The organism is Microbacterium phyllosphaerae (assembly GCF_017876435.1).
In the GTDB taxonomy this organism is placed as follows: Bacteria; Actinomycetota; Actinomycetes; order Actinomycetales; family Microbacteriaceae; genus Microbacterium; species Microbacterium phyllosphaerae.
The window spans coordinates 2,946,564-2,967,561 of the sequence record NZ_JAGIOA010000001.1 but is presented as its reverse complement, the minus strand read 5'-3'; the positions used below and the strand labels follow the sequence as shown (position 1 = coordinate 2,967,561).

At 64.7% G+C, this 20,998-nt stretch carries 14 protein-coding genes and 3 rRNA genes; 15 read left to right on the top strand and 2 right to left on the bottom strand.

All coding sequences use genetic code 11. The annotated features are described in order from the left end of the window. Positions 1-27: 27 nt before the first annotated feature. Positions 28-615: a DUF1349 domain-containing protein gene (locus JOF42_RS13985; protein ID WP_210098388.1), complete on the bottom strand. Its 588-nt coding sequence runs from the start codon at positions 613-615 to the stop codon at positions 28-30. Positions 616-674: 59 nt separating this feature from the next. On the opposite strand from JOF42_RS13985, the gene JOF42_RS13980 reads away from it, so the two are divergent. The 4 genes from JOF42_RS13980 (at position 675) to JOF42_RS13965 (ending at position 4,428) form a co-directional block, all read left to right on the top strand. Next, a complete protein-coding gene (locus JOF42_RS13980; protein WP_210098387.1) occupies positions 675-1,319 on the top strand; it encodes a SatD family protein in 645 nt (214 codons plus the stop codon). Continuing rightward, a complete protein-coding gene (locus tag JOF42_RS13975) occupies positions 1,316-2,176 on the top strand; it encodes a hypothetical protein (protein WP_210098386.1) in 861 nt (286 codons plus the stop codon). The genes JOF42_RS13980 and JOF42_RS13975 overlap by 4 nt, the downstream gene beginning before the upstream one ends. Positions 2,177-2,238: 62 nt before the next feature. Continuing rightward, a complete protein-coding gene (gene tyrS / locus JOF42_RS13970) occupies positions 2,239-3,540 on the top strand; it encodes a tyrosine--tRNA ligase (RefSeq protein ID WP_210098385.1) in 1,302 nt (433 codons plus the stop codon). A 90-nt stretch (positions 3,541-3,630) separates the two neighbouring features. Continuing rightward, entirely contained in the window at positions 3,631-4,428 is a 798-nt protein-coding gene (locus JOF42_RS13965; protein WP_210098384.1) for a DUF4184 family protein, read from the top strand. Here JOF42_RS13965 and JOF42_RS13960 read toward each other — a convergent pair. Beyond that, positions 4,413-5,738 carry a CoA transferase gene (locus JOF42_RS13960; protein WP_307803609.1) on the bottom strand — a complete coding sequence of 442 codons (1,326 nt, stop codon included), beginning with the start codon at positions 5,736-5,738 and terminating at the stop codon, positions 4,413-4,415. The genes JOF42_RS13965 and JOF42_RS13960 overlap by 16 nt on opposite strands. Before the next feature lie 596 nt (positions 5,739-6,334). Here JOF42_RS13960 and JOF42_RS13955 point away from each other — a divergent pair. The 11 genes from JOF42_RS13955 to JOF42_RS13905 all read left to right on the top strand — a co-directional run bounded on the left by JOF42_RS13955 (position 6,335) and on the right by JOF42_RS13905 (position 20,996). Continuing rightward, positions 6,335-7,857, top strand: a 16S ribosomal RNA gene (locus JOF42_RS13955). A gap of 410 nt (positions 7,858-8,267) precedes the next feature. Beyond that, positions 8,268-11,370 (top strand): 23S ribosomal RNA (locus JOF42_RS13950). A gap of 105 nt (positions 11,371-11,475) precedes the next feature. Continuing rightward, positions 11,476-11,592 (top strand): 5S ribosomal RNA (gene rrf / locus JOF42_RS13945). The 16S, 23S and 5S rRNA genes sit together here, the layout of an rRNA operon. A gap of 72 nt (positions 11,593-11,664) precedes the next feature. After that, positions 11,665-14,040: a hypothetical protein gene (locus JOF42_RS17965; protein ID WP_245340810.1), complete on the top strand. Its 2,376-nt coding sequence runs from the start codon at positions 11,665-11,667 to the stop codon at positions 14,038-14,040. Continuing rightward, positions 14,040-15,077 (top strand): HAD-IIA family hydrolase, encoded by a 1,038-nt coding sequence (locus JOF42_RS13935; protein WP_210098383.1) that lies wholly within the window; start codon positions 14,040-14,042, stop codon positions 15,075-15,077. The genes JOF42_RS17965 and JOF42_RS13935 overlap by 1 nt, the downstream gene beginning before the upstream one ends. A gap of 63 nt (positions 15,078-15,140) precedes the next feature. Then, the gene (locus JOF42_RS13930) at positions 15,141-15,317 is read left to right on the top strand and encodes a hypothetical protein (RefSeq protein WP_210098382.1); all 177 of its coding nucleotides are present in this window, start codon (positions 15,141-15,143) and stop codon (positions 15,315-15,317) included. Next, the gene (locus tag JOF42_RS13925; RefSeq protein ID WP_210098381.1) at positions 15,314-16,111 is read left to right on the top strand and encodes a TlyA family RNA methyltransferase; all 798 of its coding nucleotides are present in this window, start codon (positions 15,314-15,316) and stop codon (positions 16,109-16,111) included. The genes JOF42_RS13930 and JOF42_RS13925 overlap by 4 nt, the downstream gene beginning before the upstream one ends. Next, positions 16,108-17,022 carry an NAD kinase gene (locus JOF42_RS13920; protein WP_210098380.1) on the top strand — a complete coding sequence of 305 codons (915 nt, stop codon included), beginning with the start codon at positions 16,108-16,110 and terminating at the stop codon, positions 17,020-17,022. Before JOF42_RS13925 ends, JOF42_RS13920 begins: the two co-directional genes overlap by 4 nt. Next, entirely contained in the window at positions 17,019-18,710 is a 1,692-nt protein-coding gene (gene recN, locus JOF42_RS13915; protein WP_210098379.1) for a DNA repair protein RecN, read from the top strand. Before JOF42_RS13920 ends, recN begins: the two co-directional genes overlap by 4 nt. 17 nt (positions 18,711-18,727) lie before the next feature. Then, a complete protein-coding gene (gene pyrG / locus JOF42_RS13910; protein ID WP_210098378.1) occupies positions 18,728-20,425 on the top strand; it encodes a CTP synthase in 1,698 nt (565 codons plus the stop codon). Further along, positions 20,418-20,996, top strand: coding sequence for an NUDIX domain-containing protein (locus JOF42_RS13905; protein ID WP_210098377.1), 579 nt, complete (start codon positions 20,418-20,420; stop codon positions 20,994-20,996). The genes pyrG and JOF42_RS13905 overlap by 8 nt, the downstream gene beginning before the upstream one ends. Positions 20,997-20,998: the final 2 nt, after the last annotated feature.

The following is a 20,998-nucleotide window of genomic DNA, read 5'->3' as shown; positions in this document are numbered from 1 at the left end:
TTCGTGTACGCGCCCTGTGGGTGCGATTCAGTGCAGCGCGGCGTCAGCGGACGAGCGCGTCCAGCGGGTGAACCGCACCACGAGACCGGAACGCGTGGGGCCGGCGAGGAAAGGGCCTGCGGATGCCACGGCGTCGCCGTCGAACGGAGCCACCCGGACGAGTCGCCAGTCGCCCTCATCCGCTCGCGCGCGCACGATCACGGCATCCGGCCAGCGGCTCACCCGCACGGTGATCTCGCTGCCGTGCCAGTCGTCGACGTACCCGACAGACCAGTCGGAGCGGATGTCGGTGACGACGGCCCCGAGTCCGAGGTGATCGTCGGCGTACTCGATGCCCGCCTTGATCCAGTGCTCGTCGTCGATGCGCACGAAGACGCCCGCCTGATCGAACTGACCGTCCCACGGGGCGCGGAACGAGACGTCCATCGCTTCGCCCACCTCCAGGGGAGCGAGCAGCGCGTGCTCGGTGTCGTGCACGAAGCCGTAGGCGGTGTGCCGCCAGGCGTCGCTGCCCTCGACTGCGGTCACGTCGAGGTGATCGCCGTCGCTGGAGAGATCGGCGGGTGCGTGGGTCCAGGAGCCGTCGGCCCAGGGGATGATGTCTGATTCAGGCATGTTCCGAGACTATAACCAAATAGGGCATAAATGGAAGTTATTCGTGTTACGGTTATCGCATGGTCATCGCCGTACTCGCCGACATCGTGGGCTCTCGCAAGCTCGACGATCGATCGGCGGCGCAGCGCATCCTCGACGGAACCATCGTGCGGGTCGAGAACGATCTGCCCCTCGCGCAGCAGTCGCTGACACCCACGGTGGGGGACGAGCAGCAGGGGGTCTACCTCGCGCTCGAAGACGCGATGGTGTCGCTCCTGATGATCCAGCTCGCTCTTCCCGACGGCATCGCCTTCCGCTTCGGGGTCGGCGTCGGCGATGTGCGCGCGGTCGACTCCGTGCACGGCGAGCTCGCCGACGGCCCGGGCTGGTACGCCGCACGAGCCGCCATCGAGACCGTGCACGCCCGGGAGGGTCGCGCCGTGCCGCGCACGCGCACCTGGATTGTCGGTGCTCCCGGGCAGGATGAGGTCATGGACAGCGTGATCGCCGCATCGAACGCCTACCTGCTCGTCCGCGACGAGCTGGTCGGGGCGATGAACGAGCGCGAGCGCCGCCTCACCTACGGTCGCCTGATCGGCCGATCGCAGCATGAGCTGGCTGCCGAGGAGGGCATCTCGCAGCCGAGCGTCTCGAAGTCGCTGCGGAGCGCGGGGAGTGCTGCTCTCCTCGAGGGCGTGGCCGCCTTGAGGGGAACAGACGCATGATCGTCGCCGGATTCCTGCTCCTGGCGGTGGGAGCCGCTGATCTGGTGCGCCAGTTCGCGTCGCGTCGGTGGATCGGCTATCTCGTGGTGGCCGTCATCCTGCTGCTGCTCGGCAGCGTGAGCGATGCGCTGCTGCCGATGCTCGCCGGCCTCGTCGTCGGTGCATTGTGGGTCTGGTGCATGCCGTCGGAGCGACCGGCCCCGCTCGGGTTCTGGCCCGCTGTGCTCCTCGGCGTGTTGAGCATCGGTGCCGTGGTGTGGCTCGGTGCTCGCACGGATGCAGGTCTGATCGGGTCGGTGTGGACGCTGCGTTCGCCGTTCGGCGACGTTCCATTCGACCTCGCGCTGCTCACCCTGGGCGTGGGGCTGTTCCTGCTCGAGTCTGCGAACCTCGTCGTCCGCGCGGCGCTCGACGGCGAGCACACGTGGCGACCCGCCGAGCTGCGGCGCCTCGTGCCCGACGCTGCCGAGACGAGCCCCGCTGTCGGGGAACCTCGCGACGCCGTCGTCTCCGGAGAAGCTCCGGACGAGAGCGCACCCGCCGAAAGTGCGGCGGCCGAGACCACACAGGCCGAGACCGCGGCCGCCGGTATCCCGGCATCCGATCCTCGGGCCGGATTCAAGGGCGGGCGCCTGATCGGGCCGCTCGAGCGCATCCTCGTGATGATCCTCACGCTGGCCGCCGCCTACCCGATCCTCGCGGCGATGCTCGCGGCCAAGGGCATCGTGCGATTCCCCGAGATCTCGCGCGACGGCGAGACCGGGGCGCGGGCCGAGTACTTCCTGGTGGGCAGTCTCGTGAGCTGGGTGATCGGGTTGGGCGCGGCGTTCCTGGTGTGGTGGGCAGCCCACAGCTGACAGCTCCGGTCCACCCGGGTGGCGGCGAATGGCGTGTGCTCACCGCTGATAGCCTGGAGCGCGTGTCGAATACCGATCTGACGACCGCCCCGCCGGCGATCGACCCCACGTTCGAGAACGTGTGGGACGAACTGCTGTGGCGCGGCCTCGTCCATGTGTCCACTGACCAGGAGGCGCTGCGCGCCCTTCTCGCCGGGGACCCGATCACGTATTACTGCGGCTTCGACCCGACAGCTCCCAGCCTGCACCTCGGCAACCTGGTGCAGCTGCTGACGCTGCGTCGCATCCAGCTCGCCGGGCACAAGCCGCTGGGCCTGGTCGGCGGTTCCACCGGTCTCATCGGAGACCCGCGACCCACCGCCGAGCGCACGCTCAACACTCGTGAGACCGTCGAGGAGTGGGTGGGACGCCTGCGGACGCAGGTCGAGCGCTACCTCAGCTTCGAGGGCGACAACGCGGCTCGCATCGTCAACAACCTCGACTGGACGGCGCCGCTGTCGGCGATCGACTTCCTGCGCGAGATCGGCAAGCACTACCGTGTCGGCACGATGCTGAAGAAGGATGCGGTCGCTGCGCGCCTGAACTCCGACGAGGGCATCAGCTACACCGAGTTCAGCTACCAGATCCTGCAGGGCATGGACTTCCTCGAGCTGTACCGCCAGTACGACTGCGTCCTGCAGACCGGTGGCTCCGACCAGTGGGGAAACCTCACGAGCGGCACCGACCTCATCCGCCGGTCCGAGGGCGTCGCCGCTCACGCGATCGGCACGCCGCTGATCACGAACAGCGACGGCACCAAGTTCGGCAAGAGCGAGGGCAACGCGATCTGGCTGGATCCGGAGATGTGCAGCCCGTACCGGATGTACCAGTTCTGGCTCAGCACGGCGGATGCCGACGTCATCGAGCGGCTCAAGGTCTTCACGTTCCTCACGCGTGCCGAGATCGAGGAGTACGAGGCCCTCGTCGAGTCCGAGCCCTTCCGGCGTGCCGCGCAGAAGCGTCTGGCGCTCGAGGTCGTCGCCACCGTGCACGGCATCGACGCGACGGCGGCCGTGATCGCAGCATCCGACGCGCTGTTCGGCCAGGGCGACCTGACCGCGCTCGACGCGTCGACGCTGCGCACGGCGCTCGAGGAGCTCCCGAATGCCACGGTCGACGCGGGGTCGTCTGTCGTCGACGCTCTGGTCGCGACCGGATTGGTGTCGAGCCTGTCGGAGGCTCGCCGTGCGATCGGCCAAGGTGGTGTGTCTCTCGACGGCGAACGCGTCGACGACGAGTCGGCCACGGTGCATGGGACTCTGCCGGGAGCGGTGTCTGTGCTGCGTCGTGGCAAGAAGACCCTCGCAGGAGTGTTCATCGCGTGACGAGCGACATCTGATCGCGTGACGGCGGTCGCCTGAGCTGTTCTCGGGCGGCCGCCGTCACCGCTTCCGCCACTCGACAGGAGACTCCGGATGCCGTTCACCCCGAGCCATGCCCTGGTCGCGCTGCCCTTCATCCGCACCCCGCTGGTGCCGGCGGCGATCGCGATCGGAGCGATGACGCCAGATCTGCCCCTGTTCCTGAGGGGCGTCGGTCTCGACTACTCGTTCACGCACACGTTCGGCAACGTGGTGTGGACGGCCCTGGTCGCTTTCGTGCTCTTCCTGGTGTGGCGGGTCGTGCTCCGCCCGGCGGTCGGCGAGCTCTCCCCGTCGTGGGTGGCGCGGCGTGTTCCGGCCGACTGGTCGCAGTCCGGTGTCGAGGCGGCCGGCGCCGCGGTGGGTGTCGGAGCGAGACGACGCTGGTACCCGGTGCTGCTCGCCGTCTCCCTGATCCTGGGGGTGCTGTCGCACATCCTCTGGGATCTCTTCACGCACGAGGGACGCTGGGGCGTCGAGATCCTGCCCGCTCTCGGGGAGATGTGGGGTCCTCTGACCGGATACAAGTGGCTGCAGCACGGGTCGAGTGCGATCGGGCTCGTCGTGATCGCGATCTGGGCCGCGCTCCGGCTGCGTCATGCCGAGCCGCGCATCGCCGTCACGAGGGTCATCCCCGCGGGAGTCCGCATCGCCTGGTGGCTGTCGCTTCCGGCGGTACTCGTGACCGCCACGGTCATCGGATACCTGGCGTACGGTCCGTTCACCGAAGAGTTCACGTACCAGCACCTCGCGTACCTGATGCTGCCGCCGGCCTGCGCGCTGTGGGGCGCGCTCACTCTGGTGCTCTGCCTGGCGCTGCCGCTCTTCCGCCGGCATCACCGGCGCGGCTGATCCGACCCCCAGCGGCGCGGAGCCACGAACTCGAATCCCGGAAGCACGGGAGCCGCGGTCGTGAGCTTGCGCCCGTCGACATCGAAGGTCGCGGAGTGGTCGCCGGTCACGAACTCCCGCTCCGACACCGGTTCGAGCGTGCGAGGCATCCCGAGCAGCTCAGCGGCCACGCGACGCAGCGATGTGCGCACCGTCCAGCTGCCGCCCTCCTGCCGCCGGCGTTTCAGCAGCGCGATGACCGCCGCCGCCAGGAGGTAGCCCGCGCTGTGGTCGAGGGCCTGGGCAGGGAGCGCTCCGGGGCGGTCGCCGTCGGGTGATTCGATCAGCGAGATTCCCGACTCGGCCTGCACCAGGCTGTCGAAGCCGGCGCGATCCGGTTCGTCCATGCCCCAGGCGCTGAGCTGGGCGACGATCAGTCCCGGATGATCCTCGGTCAGTGCGGATGCCGAAAGGCCGAGGCGGTCGAGTGACGAAGGCCGGTATCCGAGCACGACGACGTCCGCGGCGTTGAGGAGCTCGCGGAATCGCTCGTCTCGCACATCGAGCAGCGCGGATCTCTTGCCGTGGCCGGTGTCGAGATGCTGCCACTCGGGCTCGGCGAGTTCCGGGGGATCCACCCGAAGCACATCAGCGCCGAGCAGAGCGAGAGTCCGCGTGCACACAGGTCCTGCGATGACTCGGGTGAGGTCGAGGACGCGGATGCCGGCGAGCGGACTGCGTCCCACGTGGGACGCGGGTGGGGCGTCCCAGGAACCACCGGTGTTCTCGTGGGAGACATCGAGCAGGGGAGTGGTGCGCGATCGTGCGTCGAGGCGGGGATCCTCCGGACGCACGGGGACGGCGAGTCCGCGCTCGGCGGTGATGAGGCCGAGCGCTTCGGCTGTCGTGCACTCCAGGATGGCTGCGCGCACCTCATCGACGCCGGCGCCTGCTCCGAGTCCGAGCCCGGCGAGAAGCCGCGCGGCGTGATGCGGATAGTTTCCGGGGGTGCGCACCCATCCGTCGGCTGAGCGCCAGAACCCGGAGTAGGCAGACCACACGTCGGGCGCGATCCCATCGACCGTGAGAACACGGTCGCTCCTGTAGGCGGTGGAGATGCGATCCGGATCAGGCATGTCGCGGATACCGGCCATCAGGCAGACCGCGCGCACGCTCGCCCAGGCGAGATCGGCGGTGGCGAGACGGGAGGGCAGGGGCACAGGATGCGGTGGCTGCGAGTCGAACTCACGGACGTCGTCGGCGACGCCCAGCTCTGACGAGACACGCTGCAACAGGGCGGTCGCGGGGGAGGGAATCCGGGGTGCGCTCACGCTGTGATCGTACTCGTGGCGGTGATCGCGGACCATTTCTCCCTCTGGACTGGGAAAACGTGACTCAGAGCGCTGAGCGACACGCCCGGGGGTGGTGGGCCGATTTGCCAGAACCCCGGAATCCACGTAACTTATTACTTGTTCGCCCCACAGGGAAGCGGAGAGGCCGAGAGCTTCACCCCCCTCAAGCGGAGAACCACCTCCCACATCCACTCACTTGTGAGAACAGACGCCTGCGTCTAGGGTGGGAGATCCACCCCTTCTGCGGCTGTCAACAGCTGCGCAGCAGATCCAAGATCCGCACGGCGCGCCGATTTGACAAGCGAGACAGGGTGGGTAAGATAGAGAAGTTGCCCTTCGGGCCTGGTTGTGATGACTGGGTCGTGGGAGCATCCGATCCTTGAGAACTCAACAGCGTGCACTTGTCAAATGCCAAATTATCCTCGTCTAGCTTCGGCTAGTTGAGAATTCCTTTGGATCAAAGACCAACCTCCTTGTGGGGTTGGCATTCGGATGAAGTCAGCAATGAATTTGTCTCTTTGGTCAGCATCAAACTCGCTGCGTCACCGTTTTCCCGGTGTCGTATGCATTTCTTTTTTACGGAGAGTTTGATCCTGGCTCAGGATGAACGCTGGCGGCGTGCTTAACACATGCAAGTCGAACGGTGAAGCCCAGCTTGCTGGGTGGATCAGTGGCGAACGGGTGAGTAACACGTGAGCAACCTGCCCCTGACTCTGGGATAAGCGCTGGAAACGGCGTCTAATACTGGATACGAGTAGCGACCGCATGGTCAGTTACTGGAAAGATTTATTGGTTGGGGATGGGCTCGCGGCCTATCAGCTTGTTGGTGAGGTAATGGCTCACCAAGGCGTCGACGGGTAGCCGGCCTGAGAGGGTGACCGGCCACACTGGGACTGAGACACGGCCCAGACTCCTACGGGAGGCAGCAGTGGGGAATATTGCACAATGGGCGCAAGCCTGATGCAGCAACGCCGCGTGAGGGATGACGGCCTTCGGGTTGTAAACCTCTTTTAGCAGGGAAGAAGCGAAAGTGACGGTACCTGCAGAAAAAGCGCCGGCTAACTACGTGCCAGCAGCCGCGGTAATACGTAGGGCGCAAGCGTTATCCGGAATTATTGGGCGTAAAGAGCTCGTAGGCGGTTTGTCGCGTCTGCTGTGAAATCCGGAGGCTCAACCTCCGGCCTGCAGTGGGTACGGGCAGACTAGAGTGCGGTAGGGGAGATTGGAATTCCTGGTGTAGCGGTGGAATGCGCAGATATCAGGAGGAACACCGATGGCGAAGGCAGATCTCTGGGCCGTAACTGACGCTGAGGAGCGAAAGGGTGGGGAGCAAACAGGCTTAGATACCCTGGTAGTCCACCCCGTAAACGTTGGGAACTAGTTGTGGGGTCCATTCCACGGATTCCGTGACGCAGCTAACGCATTAAGTTCCCCGCCTGGGGAGTACGGCCGCAAGGCTAAAACTCAAAGGAATTGACGGGGACCCGCACAAGCGGCGGAGCATGCGGATTAATTCGATGCAACGCGAAGAACCTTACCAAGGCTTGACATATACGAGAACGGGCCAGAAATGGTCAACTCTTTGGACACTCGTAAACAGGTGGTGCATGGTTGTCGTCAGCTCGTGTCGTGAGATGTTGGGTTAAGTCCCGCAACGAGCGCAACCCTCGTTCTATGTTGCCAGCACGTAATGGTGGGAACTCATGGGATACTGCCGGGGTCAACTCGGAGGAAGGTGGGGATGACGTCAAATCATCATGCCCCTTATGTCTTGGGCTTCACGCATGCTACAATGGCCGGTACAAAGGGCTGCAATACCGCGAGGTGGAGCGAATCCCAAAAAGCCGGTCCCAGTTCGGATTGAGGTCTGCAACTCGACCTCATGAAGTCGGAGTCGCTAGTAATCGCAGATCAGCAACGCTGCGGTGAATACGTTCCCGGGTCTTGTACACACCGCCCGTCAAGTCATGAAAGTCGGTAACACCTGAAGCCGGTGGCCTAACCCTTGTGGAGGGAGCCGTCGAAGGTGGGATCGGTAATTAGGACTAAGTCGTAACAAGGTAGCCGTACCGGAAGGTGCGGCTGGATCACCTCCTTTCTAAGGAGCATCTGACTCTTCGGAGTCCAGAACCCAGTTCGAAGGCATACGTTCTTCGCTGGGAGCTCATGGGTGGAACATTTGACATGGTGCGAAGGATGAAGGTTTCTCTTAGTACACCGCTTGCGGTGGGAACGGGGAGGGTTTCGGGTGTCGCACCTGCACGCTGTTGGGTCCTGAGGGACCGGATGCGGATCCGCAAGGATTCGTTTCTGTACCTCTGGGCCTCTTGTTGTTTCCCCTGTGGGGGAAGTGAGAAGGGGTACCGCCCGTACTTTGAGAACTACACAGTGGACGCGAGCATCTTGCAGCCGGCTTCGGTCGGTTGCACAAGATGATCTTAAAGATCATTAGTCAATTTCATGCCAGGCTTTCGGGCCTGGTGTCGATTCTGATTCAAACTCATGTGATTTCAAGTCTTTAAGAGCAAACGGTGGATGCCTTGGCATCTGGAGCCGAAGAAGGACGTAGCAATCTGCGATAAGCCTCGGGGAACTGATAAGCAAGTTTTGATCCGAGGGTGTCCGAATGGGGAAACCCCGCTGGGCGGCGTGCCGACCTAGTGACTCCCGCCTGAATATATAGGGCGGGTAGAGGGAACGTGGGGAAGTGAAACATCTCAGTACCCACAGGAAGAGAAAGCAACCGCGATTCCGTTAGTAGTGGCGAGCGAAACCGGAACAGGCTAAACCTAGCGTGTGTGATAGCCGGCAGGCGTTGCACGTTGGGGGTTGTGGGACTTTTCAGTCATCTCTGCCGAGGTGGCGGCGTTACACGATGGTATAGACGAACGGTCTTGAAAGGCCGGTCATAGAGGGTGCCAACCCCGTAGTCGAAATGCCAACCGTGGCGCGAAGAGTATCCCAAGTAGCACGGGGCCCGTGAAATCCCGTGTGAATCTGTCAGGACCACCTGATAAGCCTAAATACTCCCAGATGACCGATAGCGGACAAGTACCGTGAGGGAAAGGTGAAAAGTACCCCGGGAGGGGAGTGAAATAGTACCTGAAACCGTTTGCTTACAAACCGTTGGAGCAGCCTTAGTAGCTGTGACAGCGTGCCTTTTGAAGAATGAGCCTGCGAGTTAGCGATATGTGGCGAGGTTAACCCGTGTGGGGTAGCCGTAGCGAAAGCGAGTCTGAATAGGGCGATTCAGTCGCATGTCCTAGACCCGAAGCGAAGTGATCTATCCATGGCCAGGTTGAAGCGACGGTAAGACGTCGTGGAGGACCGAACCCACTTAGGTTGAAAACTGAGGGGATGAGCTGTGGATAGGGGTGAAAGGCCAATCAAACTTCGTGATAGCTGGTTCTCTCCGAAATGCATTTAGGTGCAGCGTTGCGTGTTTCTTGCCGGAGGTAGAGCTACTGGATGGCCGATGGGCCCTACAAGGTTACTGACGTCAGCCAAACTCCGAATGCCGGTAAGTGAGAGCGCAGCAGTGAGACTGTGGGGGATAAGCTTCATAGTCGAGAGGGAAACAACCCAGACCACCAACTAAGGTCCCAAAGCGCGTGCTAAGTGGGAAAGGATGTGGAGTTGCCTTGACAACCAGGAGGTTGGCTTAGAAGCAGCCACCCTTGAAAGAGTGCGTAATAGCTCACTGGTCAAGTGATTCCGCGCCGACAATGTAACGGGGCTCAAGCACGCCACCGAAGTTGTGGCATTGACATTATTGGTAGGCCTTCGTGGTCCAGCCGTGTTGATGGGTAGGAGAGCGTCGTGTGGCCAGCGAAGCGGCGGTGTAAACCAGCCGTGGAGGCTACACGAGTGAGAATGCAGGCATGAGTAGCGAAAGACGTGTGAGAAACACGTCCTCCGAAAGACCAAGGGTTCCAGGGTCAAGCTAATCTTCCCTGGGTAAGTCGGGACCTAAGGCGAGGCCGACAGGCGTAGTCGATGGACAACGGGTTGATATTCCCGTACCGGCGAAGAACCGCCCAAGCTAATCCAGTAGTGCTAAGTGTCTGAATCCCAGTGACTGATCCCTTCGGGGTGACGCTCTGGGCCTAGCGCACGACCCCATTCTGGTGCGGTTAGCGTATTAACAGGTGTGACGCAGGAAGGTAGCCCAGCCAGGCGATGGTTGTCCTGGTGCAAGTGCGTAGGCCGAACGGTAGGCAAATCCGCCGTTCACATAGGCTGAGACACGATGCGAATAAAAAGTGGGTGATCCTATGCTGCCAAGAAAAGCATCGACGCGAGGTTCTAGCCGCCCGTACCCCAAACCGACTCAGGTGGTCAGGTAGAGAATACCAAGGAGATCGAGAGAATCGTGGTTAAGGAACTCGGCAAAATGCCCCCGTAACTTCGGGAGAAGGGGGGCCTTCGACGTATTAGGACTTGCTCCGAAAGCGTTTGGAGGCCGCAGAGACTAGTGGGTAGCGACTGTTTACTAAAAACACAGGTCCGTGCCAAGTCGCAAGACGATGTATACGGACTGACGCCTGCCCGGTGCTGGAAGGTTAAGAGGACCGGTTAGCCGCAAGGCGAAGCTGAGAATTTAAGCCCCAGTAAACGGCGGTGGTAACTATAACCATCCTAAGGTAGCGAAATTCCTTGTCGGGTAAGTTCCGACCTGCACGAATGGCGTAACGACTTCCCAACTGTCTCAACCGCGAACTCGGCGAAATTGCATTACGAGTAAAGATGCTCGTTACGCGCAGCAGGACGGAAAGACCCCGTGACCTTTACTACAGCTTGGTATTGGTGTTCGGTGTGGCTTGTGTAGGATAGGTGGGAGACTGTGAAGCATGGACGCCAGTTCATGTGGAGTCATTGTTGAAATACCACTCTGGTCACTCTGGATATCTAACTTCGAACCGTAATCCGGTTCAGGGACAGTGCCTGGTGGGTAGTTTAACTGGGGCGGTTGCCTCCCAAAAAGTAACGGAGGCGCCCAAAGGTTCCCTCAACCTGGTTGGCAATCAGGTGTCGAGTGTAAGTGCACAAGGGAGCTTGACTGTGAGACTGACAGGTCGAGCAGGGACGAAAGTCGGGACTAGTGATCCGGCAGTGGCTTGTGGAAGCGCTGTCGCTCAACGGATAAAAGGTACCTCGGGGATAACAGGCTGATCTTGCCCAAGAGTCCATATCGACGGCATGGTTTGGCACCTCGATGTCGGCTCGTCGCATCCTGGGGCTGGAGTAGGTCCCAAGGGTTGGGCTGTTCGCCCATTAAAGCGGTACGCGAGCTGGGTTTAGAACGTCGTGAGACAGTTCGGTCCCTATCCGCTGCGCGCGTAGGAAATTTGAGAGGATCTGACCCTAGTACGAGAGGACCGGGTTGGACGAACCTCTGGTGTGTCAGTTGTTCCGCCAGGAGCACCGCTGATTAGCTACGTTCGGGATGGATAACCGCTGAAAGCATCTAAGCGGGAAGCCGGCCTCAAGATGAGATTTCCATACCTTCGGGTGAGAGGCTCCCAGCCAGACTACTGGGTTGATAGGCCAGATGTGGAAGTGCAGTAATGCATGCAGCTGACTGGTACTAATAAGCCGATGACTTGATAACACACCGTTTGTTGGTGCTACGCGTCCACTGAGTGGTTCTCGATGTACGGTCGAGAACCGCATGACAATGACTTTGTTATGTGTTTGATTGAAACATCAATAGTGTTTCGGCGGCCATAGCGTGAGGGAAACGCCCGGTTACATTCCGAACCCGGAAGCTAAGCCTCACAGCGCCGATGGTACTGCAGGGGGGACCCTGTGGGAGAGTAGGACACCGCCGGACTTCTTTTAAGCAAATGGCCACCCATCGTTGGGTGGCCATTTTGCGTTTACAGCAACAACAACAGGGAGCATCATGCCGGAAGAGGAAGAGCGCCGTCCGCGTCGCAACGACGACAATGGATCGCGCGGTCACCGACCTTCTGGCGGACGCTCCGAGCAGAACCGCAGCAGCGGTCCGCGCCGAGACGACGCGCCCCGCTCTGGTGGCTACAACCGCGACAACCGTGATGGTGGCGCTCCCCGTTCGGGTGGTTACGACCGTGACAACCGCGATGGTGGCGCCCCTCGTTCGGGTGGTTACAACCGCGACAACCGCGATGGTGGCGCCCCTCGTTCGGGTGGTTACAACCGCGACAACCGTGACGGCGGCGCTCCCCGTTCGGGTGGTTACAACCGCGACAACCGTGACGGCGGCGCCCCTCGCTCGGGCGGTTACAACCGCGACAACCGCGACGGCGGCGCCCCTCGTTCGGGTGGTTACAACCGCGACAACCGTGATGGTGGTGCTCCTCGTTCGGGTGGCTACAACCGTGATGGTGGCGCTCCTCGCTCGGGCGGTTACAACCGCGACAACCGTGACGGCGGTGCTCCTCGCTCGGGCGGTTACAACCGCGACAACCGTGATGGTGGTGCTCCTCGCTCGGGCGGTTACAACCGCGACAACCGTGACGGCGGTGCTCCTCGCTCGGGCGGTTACAACCGCGACAACCGTGACGGCGGTGCTCCCCGTTCGGGTGGCTACAACCGCGACAGTCGCGATGGTGGTGCTCCGCGCACGGGTGGTTACAACCGTGATGGCGGTGCTCCCCGCACAGGTGGCTACAACCGCGACAACCGCGATGGCGGTGCTCCTCGTTCGGGTGGTTACAACCGTGACAACCGTGATGGTGGTGCTCCTCGTTCGGGTGGTTACAACCGTGACAACCGTGATGGTGGCGCTCCCCGTTCGGGTGGTTACAACCGCGACAACCGCGATGGTGGTGCTCCTCGTTCGGGTGGTTACAACCGTGACAACCGCGATGGTGGTGCTCCTCGTTCGGGTGGTTACATCCGTGACAACCGCGATGGTGGTGCTCCTCGTTCGGGTGGTTACAACCGCGATGGTGGTGCTCCCCGCTCGGGCGGCTACAACCGTGACAACCGCGACGGTGGTGCTCCCCGCACGGGTGGCTACAACCGCGACAACCGCGACGACCGTGCGCCCCGTCAGGACCGGGACTCGTCGCGCTCCTACCCGCAGCGCGGGGGTGTGGACCGCGAACGTCCGGTGCAGGCCACGGGCGACCGTCCGCGGTTCAACGACCCGCACATCCCCGACGATGTCACGGCTCGGGACCTGCACACGTCGGCTCGCAACGAGCTGAAGACGCTGAGCAAGGAGAACGCCGACCTCGTCGCACGTCACCTGGCGATGGCATCCCGCCTCATCGATGAGGATCCTGCGCTTGCTCACGAGCACGCTCTCGCTGCATCTCGTCGCGCCGGCCGTATTGCCATCGTCCGTGAGACGCTCGGCATCACCGCGTATGCGACCGAGGATTTTGCTCTCGCCCTGCGTGAGCTCCGCACGTATCGCCGGATCTCCGGCAAGGATGATCAGATCGCTCTGATGGTCGACAGCGAGCGCGGTATCGGTCGCCCCGATCGTGCCCTTGAGACCGGCCGTGCGGTCGACCGCACGGCACTGACGACCCCTGTGCGGGTCTCACTGGCGATCGCCATGTCGGGAGCCCGTCTCGACCAGGGCGACCTCGAACTCGCGCTCGGGGAGCTCGAGATTCCGGAGCTCGATCCCGATCGTGCGTTCGAATGGAGCCCCGCTCTCTTCGCCGCACGCGCCGCCGTGCTCGAGGACCTGGGACGCACCGACGAGGCCGAGTTCTGGGCGCATCGAGCCGAGGTCGCCGCTGAAGCGCTCGGTGTCGACGAAGCCGGTGACGAGGAGATCATCATCGAGGACGGCCTCATCGAGGGCGACTTCGACGACGAAGACCACACGCCGCAGTCCGAAGAAGCCCCCGCTGATGCTGATGCTGATGCTGATGCTGATGCTGATGCTGATGCTGATGCTGATGCTGATGCTGATGCTGATGCTGATGCTGATGCTGATGCTGATGCTGATGCTGATGCTGATGCTGATGCTGATGCTGATGCTGATGCTGATGCTGATGCTGATGCTGATGCTGATGCTGATGCTGATGCTGATGCTGATGCTGATGCTGATGCTGATGCTGATGCTGATGCTGATGCTGATGCTGATGCTGATGCTGACGCTGACGCTGACGCTGACGCTGACGTCGAGCCCGAGCCCGAGCCCGAGCCCGAGCCGTCGATCGACGACGAGGTGCGCGAGCTTCTCGGCGAGACCGAGGATGACGGCGCAGACGAGCAGAACGGCGTCGAGCAGGACGACAAGCGCGCAGCATCCGACTCCTCTGAGGAGGCGTAGTGGGGCTGTTCTCCAAGAAGCCGGCGCTGCGTACGCCCCTCGACGGGGTGGATGCTGTGCTGGCGGATCTGGACGGTGTCGTGTACGCCGGACCGGGTGCGCTGCCGTACGCGGTGGAGAGCCTGAACGCTGCCGCTGCGACCGCTCGTCTCGGGTACATCACGAACAATGCGTCACGCACCGACGCCTCGGTCGCTGAGCACTTGAGCAGCCTCGGACTCGACGTCGCTCCGGCTGACGTCATCACCAGCCCGCAGGCCGCCATGCGCCTGCTCGCGGGGATCGTCCCGCCTCCGGCGACGCTGCTGATCGTCGGGGGAGCGGGGCTCGTGGACGAGGCCGAGAAAGCGGGCTACACGGTGACCCGGAGCGCGGAGGATGCTCCGGATGCCGTCGTGCAGGGCTTCGCCCCCGAGGTCGCCTGGACGGATCTCGCCGAGGCGGCCTTCGCCCTGAAGGTTCCCGAGGAGGAAGGCGGCATCCCTTGGATCGCCACCAACACCGACTGGACGATCCCGCGTGAGCGCGGTGTCGCCCCGGGCAACGGCACGCTCGTGTCGGCCGTGCACACGGCCATCGGGCGTCTCGCGACGGTCGCGGGCAAGCCGGAGACTCCGATCTTCGAGGAGGCGACCGAGCGCTTCGGCGCGAAGAAGCCGCTGTTCATCGGCGACCGTCTCGACACCGACATCCTCGGTGCGGTCCGTGCGGGCATCGACTCGGCGCTGGTGCTCACCGGAATCGATCGCCCCAAGCACGTGCTCGCGGCTCCTGAAGGATCCCGCCCGACGTACATCCTCAGCGACCTTCGCGAGCTGCACGAGCCGTATCCCGAGGTGACGTCGAAGGACGGCATCCATTCGGTCAACGGTGCCGCTGTCCGAGTCGTCGGTGCCGACGTCGAGATCGTCTCCGAGGGCGATTCGCAGATCGATCTGCTGCGCGCCGGTGCGGCCGCGATCTGGGCATCCGGTACCCCGGTCTTCGTGCTGCGTGTTCCCGAGCGACTCTACGACGACCCGTTCCACCGGCCCTGATCGGGTCGCTCCCCGTCGCCGTGGCTCCGACGACGTGTCGGCCCCGCCGCGTACAGTAGAGGCGTGAGCGAAGAGACGACGAACGCACCGACCGACGGTCTGTGGAGTCGCCTGCGCCTGATCGAGGGACAGCCTCTCGCTGCCCGTGCCGGCGCATACTCCGGACTGCACGACGAGCTCTCCCGCCGCCTCGACAGCGGCGCGAAGCTCGACCAGCGCGACGCGCCGGGCACCCGATGACCCGACTCGACGCCGCCCTCGCCGCGCGAGGCCTCGCCCGTTCGCGCACCCACGCAGCCACTCTGATCGCCGAAGGTGTCGTGAGCATCGACGGCCGCCCTGTCGTGAAGGCATCGACGACTGTCGCTGACTCCGCGGAGATCACCGTCGCCGCCACCGATCACTATGTCGGCCGCGCGGCGCACAAGCTCATCGCCGCCCTGGACGACTTCGGCATCGCTGTCGACGGTCGTCTCGCGCTCGACATGGGAGCCTCGACAGGCGGCTTCACGCAGGTTCTCCGCGAGCGCGGGGCCCGACGAGTGCTCGCGGTCGATGTGGGCCACGATCAGATGGCATCCTCCGTCGCCGCCGATCCGGCCGTCGTGCTGGTCGAGGGATACAACGTCCGTCACATGACGCCCGAGAACCTGCAGGACGTGACCGGCGAAGCAGAATCTCCCGACCTCATCGTCGGCGACCTCTCGTTCATCTCGCTCGAACTCGTGCTCCCGGCTGTCGCCGGCGTCGCCGCTCCGGCGGCCGACATCGTCCTGCTGGTGAAGCCGCAGTTCGAGGTGGGACGCACCGCCGTCAAGGGCGGCCTGGTCACCGACCCAGCGACCCGCGCGGATGCCGTGGCGCGCACCGCCTGGAGCGCGTGGGATGCAGGGCTCGGAATGCTCGGCATCCTTCCCTCCCCGATCCTCGGCACCCACGGCAACACGGAGTATCTCCTGCACCTCGCACCGGGGCGGGGCAGCGATCCGTCAGAATGGTCAGACCGCATCAACCTATTGGCAGGGAGACGATGAACGAGCGCAACATCCTGGTCGTCGCCCACGCGGGCCGTGACGACACGGTCGACGCCGCCCGGCGGGTCGTCGAAGCGCTGCGCGGTGCGGGGGCGCGTCCCGTGCTCGCCGCCGACGACAGCACCGACCTGTGCGCGGTCGACCCGGGCTTCGCCGATGTCGACGTGCTCGGCGACACCGTCTCGCAGGATGAGCTCGAGCTCGCCATCGTTCTCGGGGGCGACGGCACCATCCTCCGCGCAGCCGAACTCGTGCGCGGGTGCGCGGCACCGGTGCTCGGGATCAACATGGGCCATGTCGGTTTCCTCGCCGAGATCGATCGGGACGACATGGACGCCGCGGTCCGCCGAGTGATCGACCGCGAGTACGAGGTCGAGGAGCGTCTGGCCCTGTCGGTGCGCGTCAAGGACATCGACGGCGCCGTCGTCTACGAGACCTTCGCGCTGAACGAGGCGACGGTCGAGAAGGCCAGTCGTGAGCGCATGATCGAAGTCGTGCTCGAGATCGACGGACGCCCTCTGTCGAGCTTCGGATGCGACGGCATGGTCGTGTCGACCCCGACAGGCTCCACGGCCTACAACTTCTCGGCAGGCGGACCGGTCATCTGGCCGAGCGTCGAGGCCATCGCGGTCGTGCCGCTCTCGGCCCACGCGCTCTTCGCGAAGCCGCTCGTCGTGAGCCCTGATGCGGCCGTGGCGATCGAGATGCTCGAAGGCACCTCCGGCTCCGGCATCCTCTGGTGCGACGGGCGTCGCTCGCATGACCTGCCGCCGGGGGCGCGTGTGGTCGTGCGTCGATCGTCGCGTCCGGTGCGCCTCGCGCGCCTGCACCCGACGGAGTTCACGGACCGACTCGTGCGCAAATTCCGGCTTCCCGTCGCGGGTTGGCGCGGACAGGGAACGGCCTCGTGATCGAGGAGATGCGGATGCAGGGGCTCGGCGTGATCGCCGACGCCGTGCTGCCCCTCGGTGCCGGGTTCACCGCGATCACCGGTGAGACGGGCGCGGGGAAGACGATGGTGGTGACCGGTCTCGGTCTGCTGCTCGGTCAGCGCGCGGATTCCGGCGCAGTGCGAGCAGGATCCGCTCAGGCGTCGGTCGCGGGTGTCTGGATCGTTCCCGAATCGGGCGGGGTCGCCGACATCGTCGCGGACGCAGGGGGAGAGCTGGAGCCCGCCGGGGGCGGCGCAGCCGAGCTGTACGTGTCTCGCACACTGAGTGCCGAAGGGCGCAGCAGAGCGAGCGTCGGGGGCCGGGCCGCCCCTGCCGGAGTGCTCTCGGCACTGGCGGAAGAGCTCGTGGTCGTCCACGGACAGTCCGAACAGCTGCGACTGCGCTCGTCGGCCGCGCAGCGAGACGCGCTCGATCGCTTCGGTGGAGCGCCGATCGCCCACGCGCTCGAGGCCTACGCTTCGTCTTTCGCGCGCTGGCGTGAACTCGATGCCGAGATCATCGACATCACCGAGAACCGAGATCGTCGGGCCGAGGAGGCGACGCGTCTGCGCGAAGCGCTCGCGCTCATCGAAGCGGCAGCCCCTGAGCCGGGCGAGGACGTCGAGCTGTCCGCCCGGGCCGAGCGACTGGCGAACGCCGAGGAACTCCGTCTCGCCGCCTCGCTGGCCCACGGCGCGCTCTCGAACGAAGAGGGCGAGCCCGACGCATCCGCCCTGATCGCGGAAGCGCGTCGAGCGCTCGAGCGTGTCTCCGACACGTCTCTCACCGAGATCTCCGCCGGCCTCGCCGACATCGGCTACCGCATCGCCGACATCGCGGGCCAGCTGTCGGCCTACCTGGCCGATCTCGACGAGACCGGTCCGCACGAGCTCGCCGCCGTCGAAGAGCGCCGTGCGGCTCTCGGCACGCTGATCCGCGCGCACGGTTCGCTCGACGAGGCGCTGGAACTCTGGCAGACGGGGTCGACTCGTCTCGCCGAACTCGACGACGACGGCGAGCGACTCGATCGCCTCGAAGCCGAGCGCGATGCCGCACGTGCCGAGCTCGACGCGCATGCGCAGTCATTGACGGCAGAGCGCACGGCGGCCGCCGCGAAGCTCGGCGTCGCTGTGAGCGACGAGCTCCATGCGCTCGCGATGCCCGATGCCCGGCTCGAGGTCGCCGTCACCCCCGGTGCGGAGAGCGCGCACGGCCGCGACGATGTCGCGATCCTGCTCGCGCCGCATCCGGGCGCCGAGCCCCGCTCGGTCGGCAAGGGTGCGTCCGGGGGAGAGCTCTCGCGCGTGATGCTCGCGATCGAGGTCGTCATCGCCGGCACCGACCCCGTTCCGACGTTCGTCTTCGACGAGGTCGATGCCGGCATCGGCGGGGCCGCAGCGATCGAGGTCGGGCGACGACTCGCCCGACTCGCCGAGAAGTCGCAGGTCATCGCCGTCACGCATCTCGCGCAGGTCGCGGCGTTCGCCACGAACCACCTGTCGGTCGTCAAATCCAATGACGGAGCCGTCACGGCGTCCAGCGTGCGCCGTCTCGAGGGGGAGGAGCGTGAGGCCGAGATGGCCCGACTGCTCTCCGGACTCACCGATTCGGACGCCGCGATCACCCACGCGAGGGAACTTCTCACCCTCGGCACCTCCACTGACTGATAGGATCGAAGCCCGTGATGAACTCTTCTTCTGCGGGGCCCAAGAACGACACGACCAAGCACATCTTTGTGACGGGTGGTGTCGTTTCGTCTTTGGGTAAGGGGCTCACTGCCGCAAGCCTCGGCAACCTCCTCACAGCACGCGGACTCCGCGTCGTGATGCAGAAGCTCGATCCGTACCTGAACGTCGATCCGGGCACGATGAACCCGTTCCAGCACGGTGAGGTCTTCGTCACGGACGACGGCGCCGAGACCGACCTCGACATCGGACACTACGAGCGCTTCCTCGACATCAACCTGTCGCAGGCCGCCAACGTCACGACCGGCCAGATCTACTCGCAGGTCATCGCCCGCGAGCGCCGCGGCGAGTATCTCGGCGACACCGTGCAGGTCATCCCGCACATCACCGACGAGATCAAGCGGCGTATGCGCCTGCAGGCGACCGAGGACCCCCGCCCCGATGTCATCATCACCGAGGTCGGCGGCACGGTCGGTGACATCGAGTCGCAGCCGTTCCTGGAGGCTGCCCGTCAGCTCCGCCACGAGCTCGGCCGCGACAGCGTGTTCTTCGTGCACGTGTCGCTCGTGCCGTTCATGGGTGCATCCGGTGAGCAGAAGACCAAGCCGACCCAGCACTCGGTCGCAGCGCTGCGCCAGGTCGGCATCCAGCCCGATGCGCTCGTGCTGCGCAGCGACCGTCCGGTCAGCGAGAGCAACCGCAACAAGATCGCGCTCATGTGCGACGTCGATGCCGAGGGCGTCATCAACACGGTCGACCTGCCGAGCATCTACGACATCCCGTCGACGCTCAACGACCAGGGACTCGACTCGTACATCGTCCGCCGCCTCGGTCTCGACCAGAAGGCCGCAGACGAGGTGGACTGGTCGCGGTGGAGCAAGGTGCTGCACGCCGTGCACAACCCCAAGCACGAGGTGACGATCGGCCTGGTCGGGAAGTACATCGACCTCCCCGACGCCTACCTGTCGGTGACCGAGGCGCTCAAGGCCGGCGGCTTCGCCCAGGAGACCAAGGTCAACATCCGCTGGATCCCCTCGGACCGCTGCGAGACCCCCGAGGGTGCGCAGGAGCAGCTCGCCGCGCTCGACGGCATCTGCGTGCCCGGTGGATTCGGCATCCGCGGCATCGAGGGCAAGCTGGGTGCGCTGAAGTTCGCGCGCGAGCAGGGCATCCCGACCCTCGGACTCTGCCTCGGCCTGCAGTGCATGGTCATCGAGTACGCCCGTGACGTCGCCGGCATCGCCGGAGCATCCTCGAGCGAGTTCGACCCCGAGACCACCGAGCCCGTCATCGCGACGATGGCCGAGCAGGTCGAGATCCTCGACGGCGGCGACCTGGGCGGAACCATGCGCCTCGGCCTCTACCAGGCCGCACTCGCCGAAGGATCGCTGGCGCGCGAGCTGTACGGCGCCCCGGAGGCCTCGGAGCGCCACCGCCACCGTTACGAGGTCAACAACGCGTACCGCACGCGTCTCTCCGAGGCCGGGCTCGTCTTCTCAGGGCTGAACCCCGAACTCGACCTGGTCGAGTACGTCGAGCTGCCGCGCGACGTGCACCCGTACTACATCGCCACGCAGGCCCACCCCGAGCTCCGCTCGCGTCCGACCGATCCGCACCCGCTGTTCCGCGGTCTGGTGGGCGCCGCGATCGAGCGTCACCGGTCGAGCGAGCTGTTCGACGTCGAAGCCGATGCCTGAGTTCGACGACCTTCGCGACGAGCCCTTCGAACCCGAGGTGCTCAGCAGCGAGATCGCGTTCGCAGGGGCTGTGTGGGACGTCCGTGACGACCGCGTGCGCTATGGCGACGGAGAGATCCGTCGTCAGTACGTCGCGCACACCGGCGCCGTCGCGATCCTCGCGCTCGACGCTGACGGGCGGGTGCTGCTGATCCAGCAGTACCGGCACCCGATCCGTCACCGCGACTGGGAGCTTCCGGCCGGTCTGCTCGACGTCGCGGGGGAGGAGCCCGTCGAGGCTGCCCGTCGCGAGCTCGCCGAGGAGGCCGACCTGGTCGCCGCGCACTGGGAGCCGTTGGTGTCGTCGTGGACGACGCCCGGCGGCAACGACGAGGCGATCCATGTGTTTCTCGCGACCGGCATCTCGACCGCGCCCGCTGCGCACGCGCGCGAAGACGAAGAGGCCGACATCCGCGTCGAGTGGGTTCCGCTCGACGCGGCGGTCCGCGCTGTCCTCGACGGACGGATGCGCAACGGCATCCTGAGCATCGGCGTGCTCGCGGCCGCGCAGAGGCTGCGCGACCGAGGCTGAGC

Excerpts from the sequence above, each read along its gene's own strand:
- JOF42_RS13985 (WP_210098388.1), bottom strand. The coding sequence starts at position 615 with ATGCCTGAATCAGACATCATCCCCTGGGCCGACGGCTCCTGGACCCAC.
- JOF42_RS13980 (WP_210098387.1), top strand. The coding sequence starts at position 675 with ATGGTCATCGCCGTACTCGCCGACATCGTGGGCTCTCGCAAGCTCGAC.
- JOF42_RS13975 (WP_210098386.1), top strand. The coding sequence starts at position 1,316 with ATGATCGTCGCCGGATTCCTGCTCCTGGCGGTGGGAGCCGCTGATCTG.
- JOF42_RS13965 (WP_210098384.1), top strand. The coding sequence starts at position 3,631 with ATGCCGTTCACCCCGAGCCATGCCCTGGTCGCGCTGCCCTTCATCCGC.
- JOF42_RS17965 (WP_245340810.1), top strand. The coding sequence starts at position 11,665 with ATGCCGGAAGAGGAAGAGCGCCGTCCGCGTCGCAACGACGACAATGGA.
- JOF42_RS13925 (WP_210098381.1), top strand. The coding sequence starts at position 15,314 with ATGACCCGACTCGACGCCGCCCTCGCCGCGCGAGGCCTCGCCCGTTCG.
- JOF42_RS13920 (WP_210098380.1), top strand. The coding sequence starts at position 16,108 with ATGAACGAGCGCAACATCCTGGTCGTCGCCCACGCGGGCCGTGACGAC.
- pyrG (WP_210098378.1), top strand. The coding sequence starts at position 18,728 with ATGAACTCTTCTTCTGCGGGGCCCAAGAACGACACGACCAAGCACATC.
- JOF42_RS13905 (WP_210098377.1), top strand. The coding sequence starts at position 20,418 with ATGCCTGAGTTCGACGACCTTCGCGACGAGCCCTTCGAACCCGAGGTG.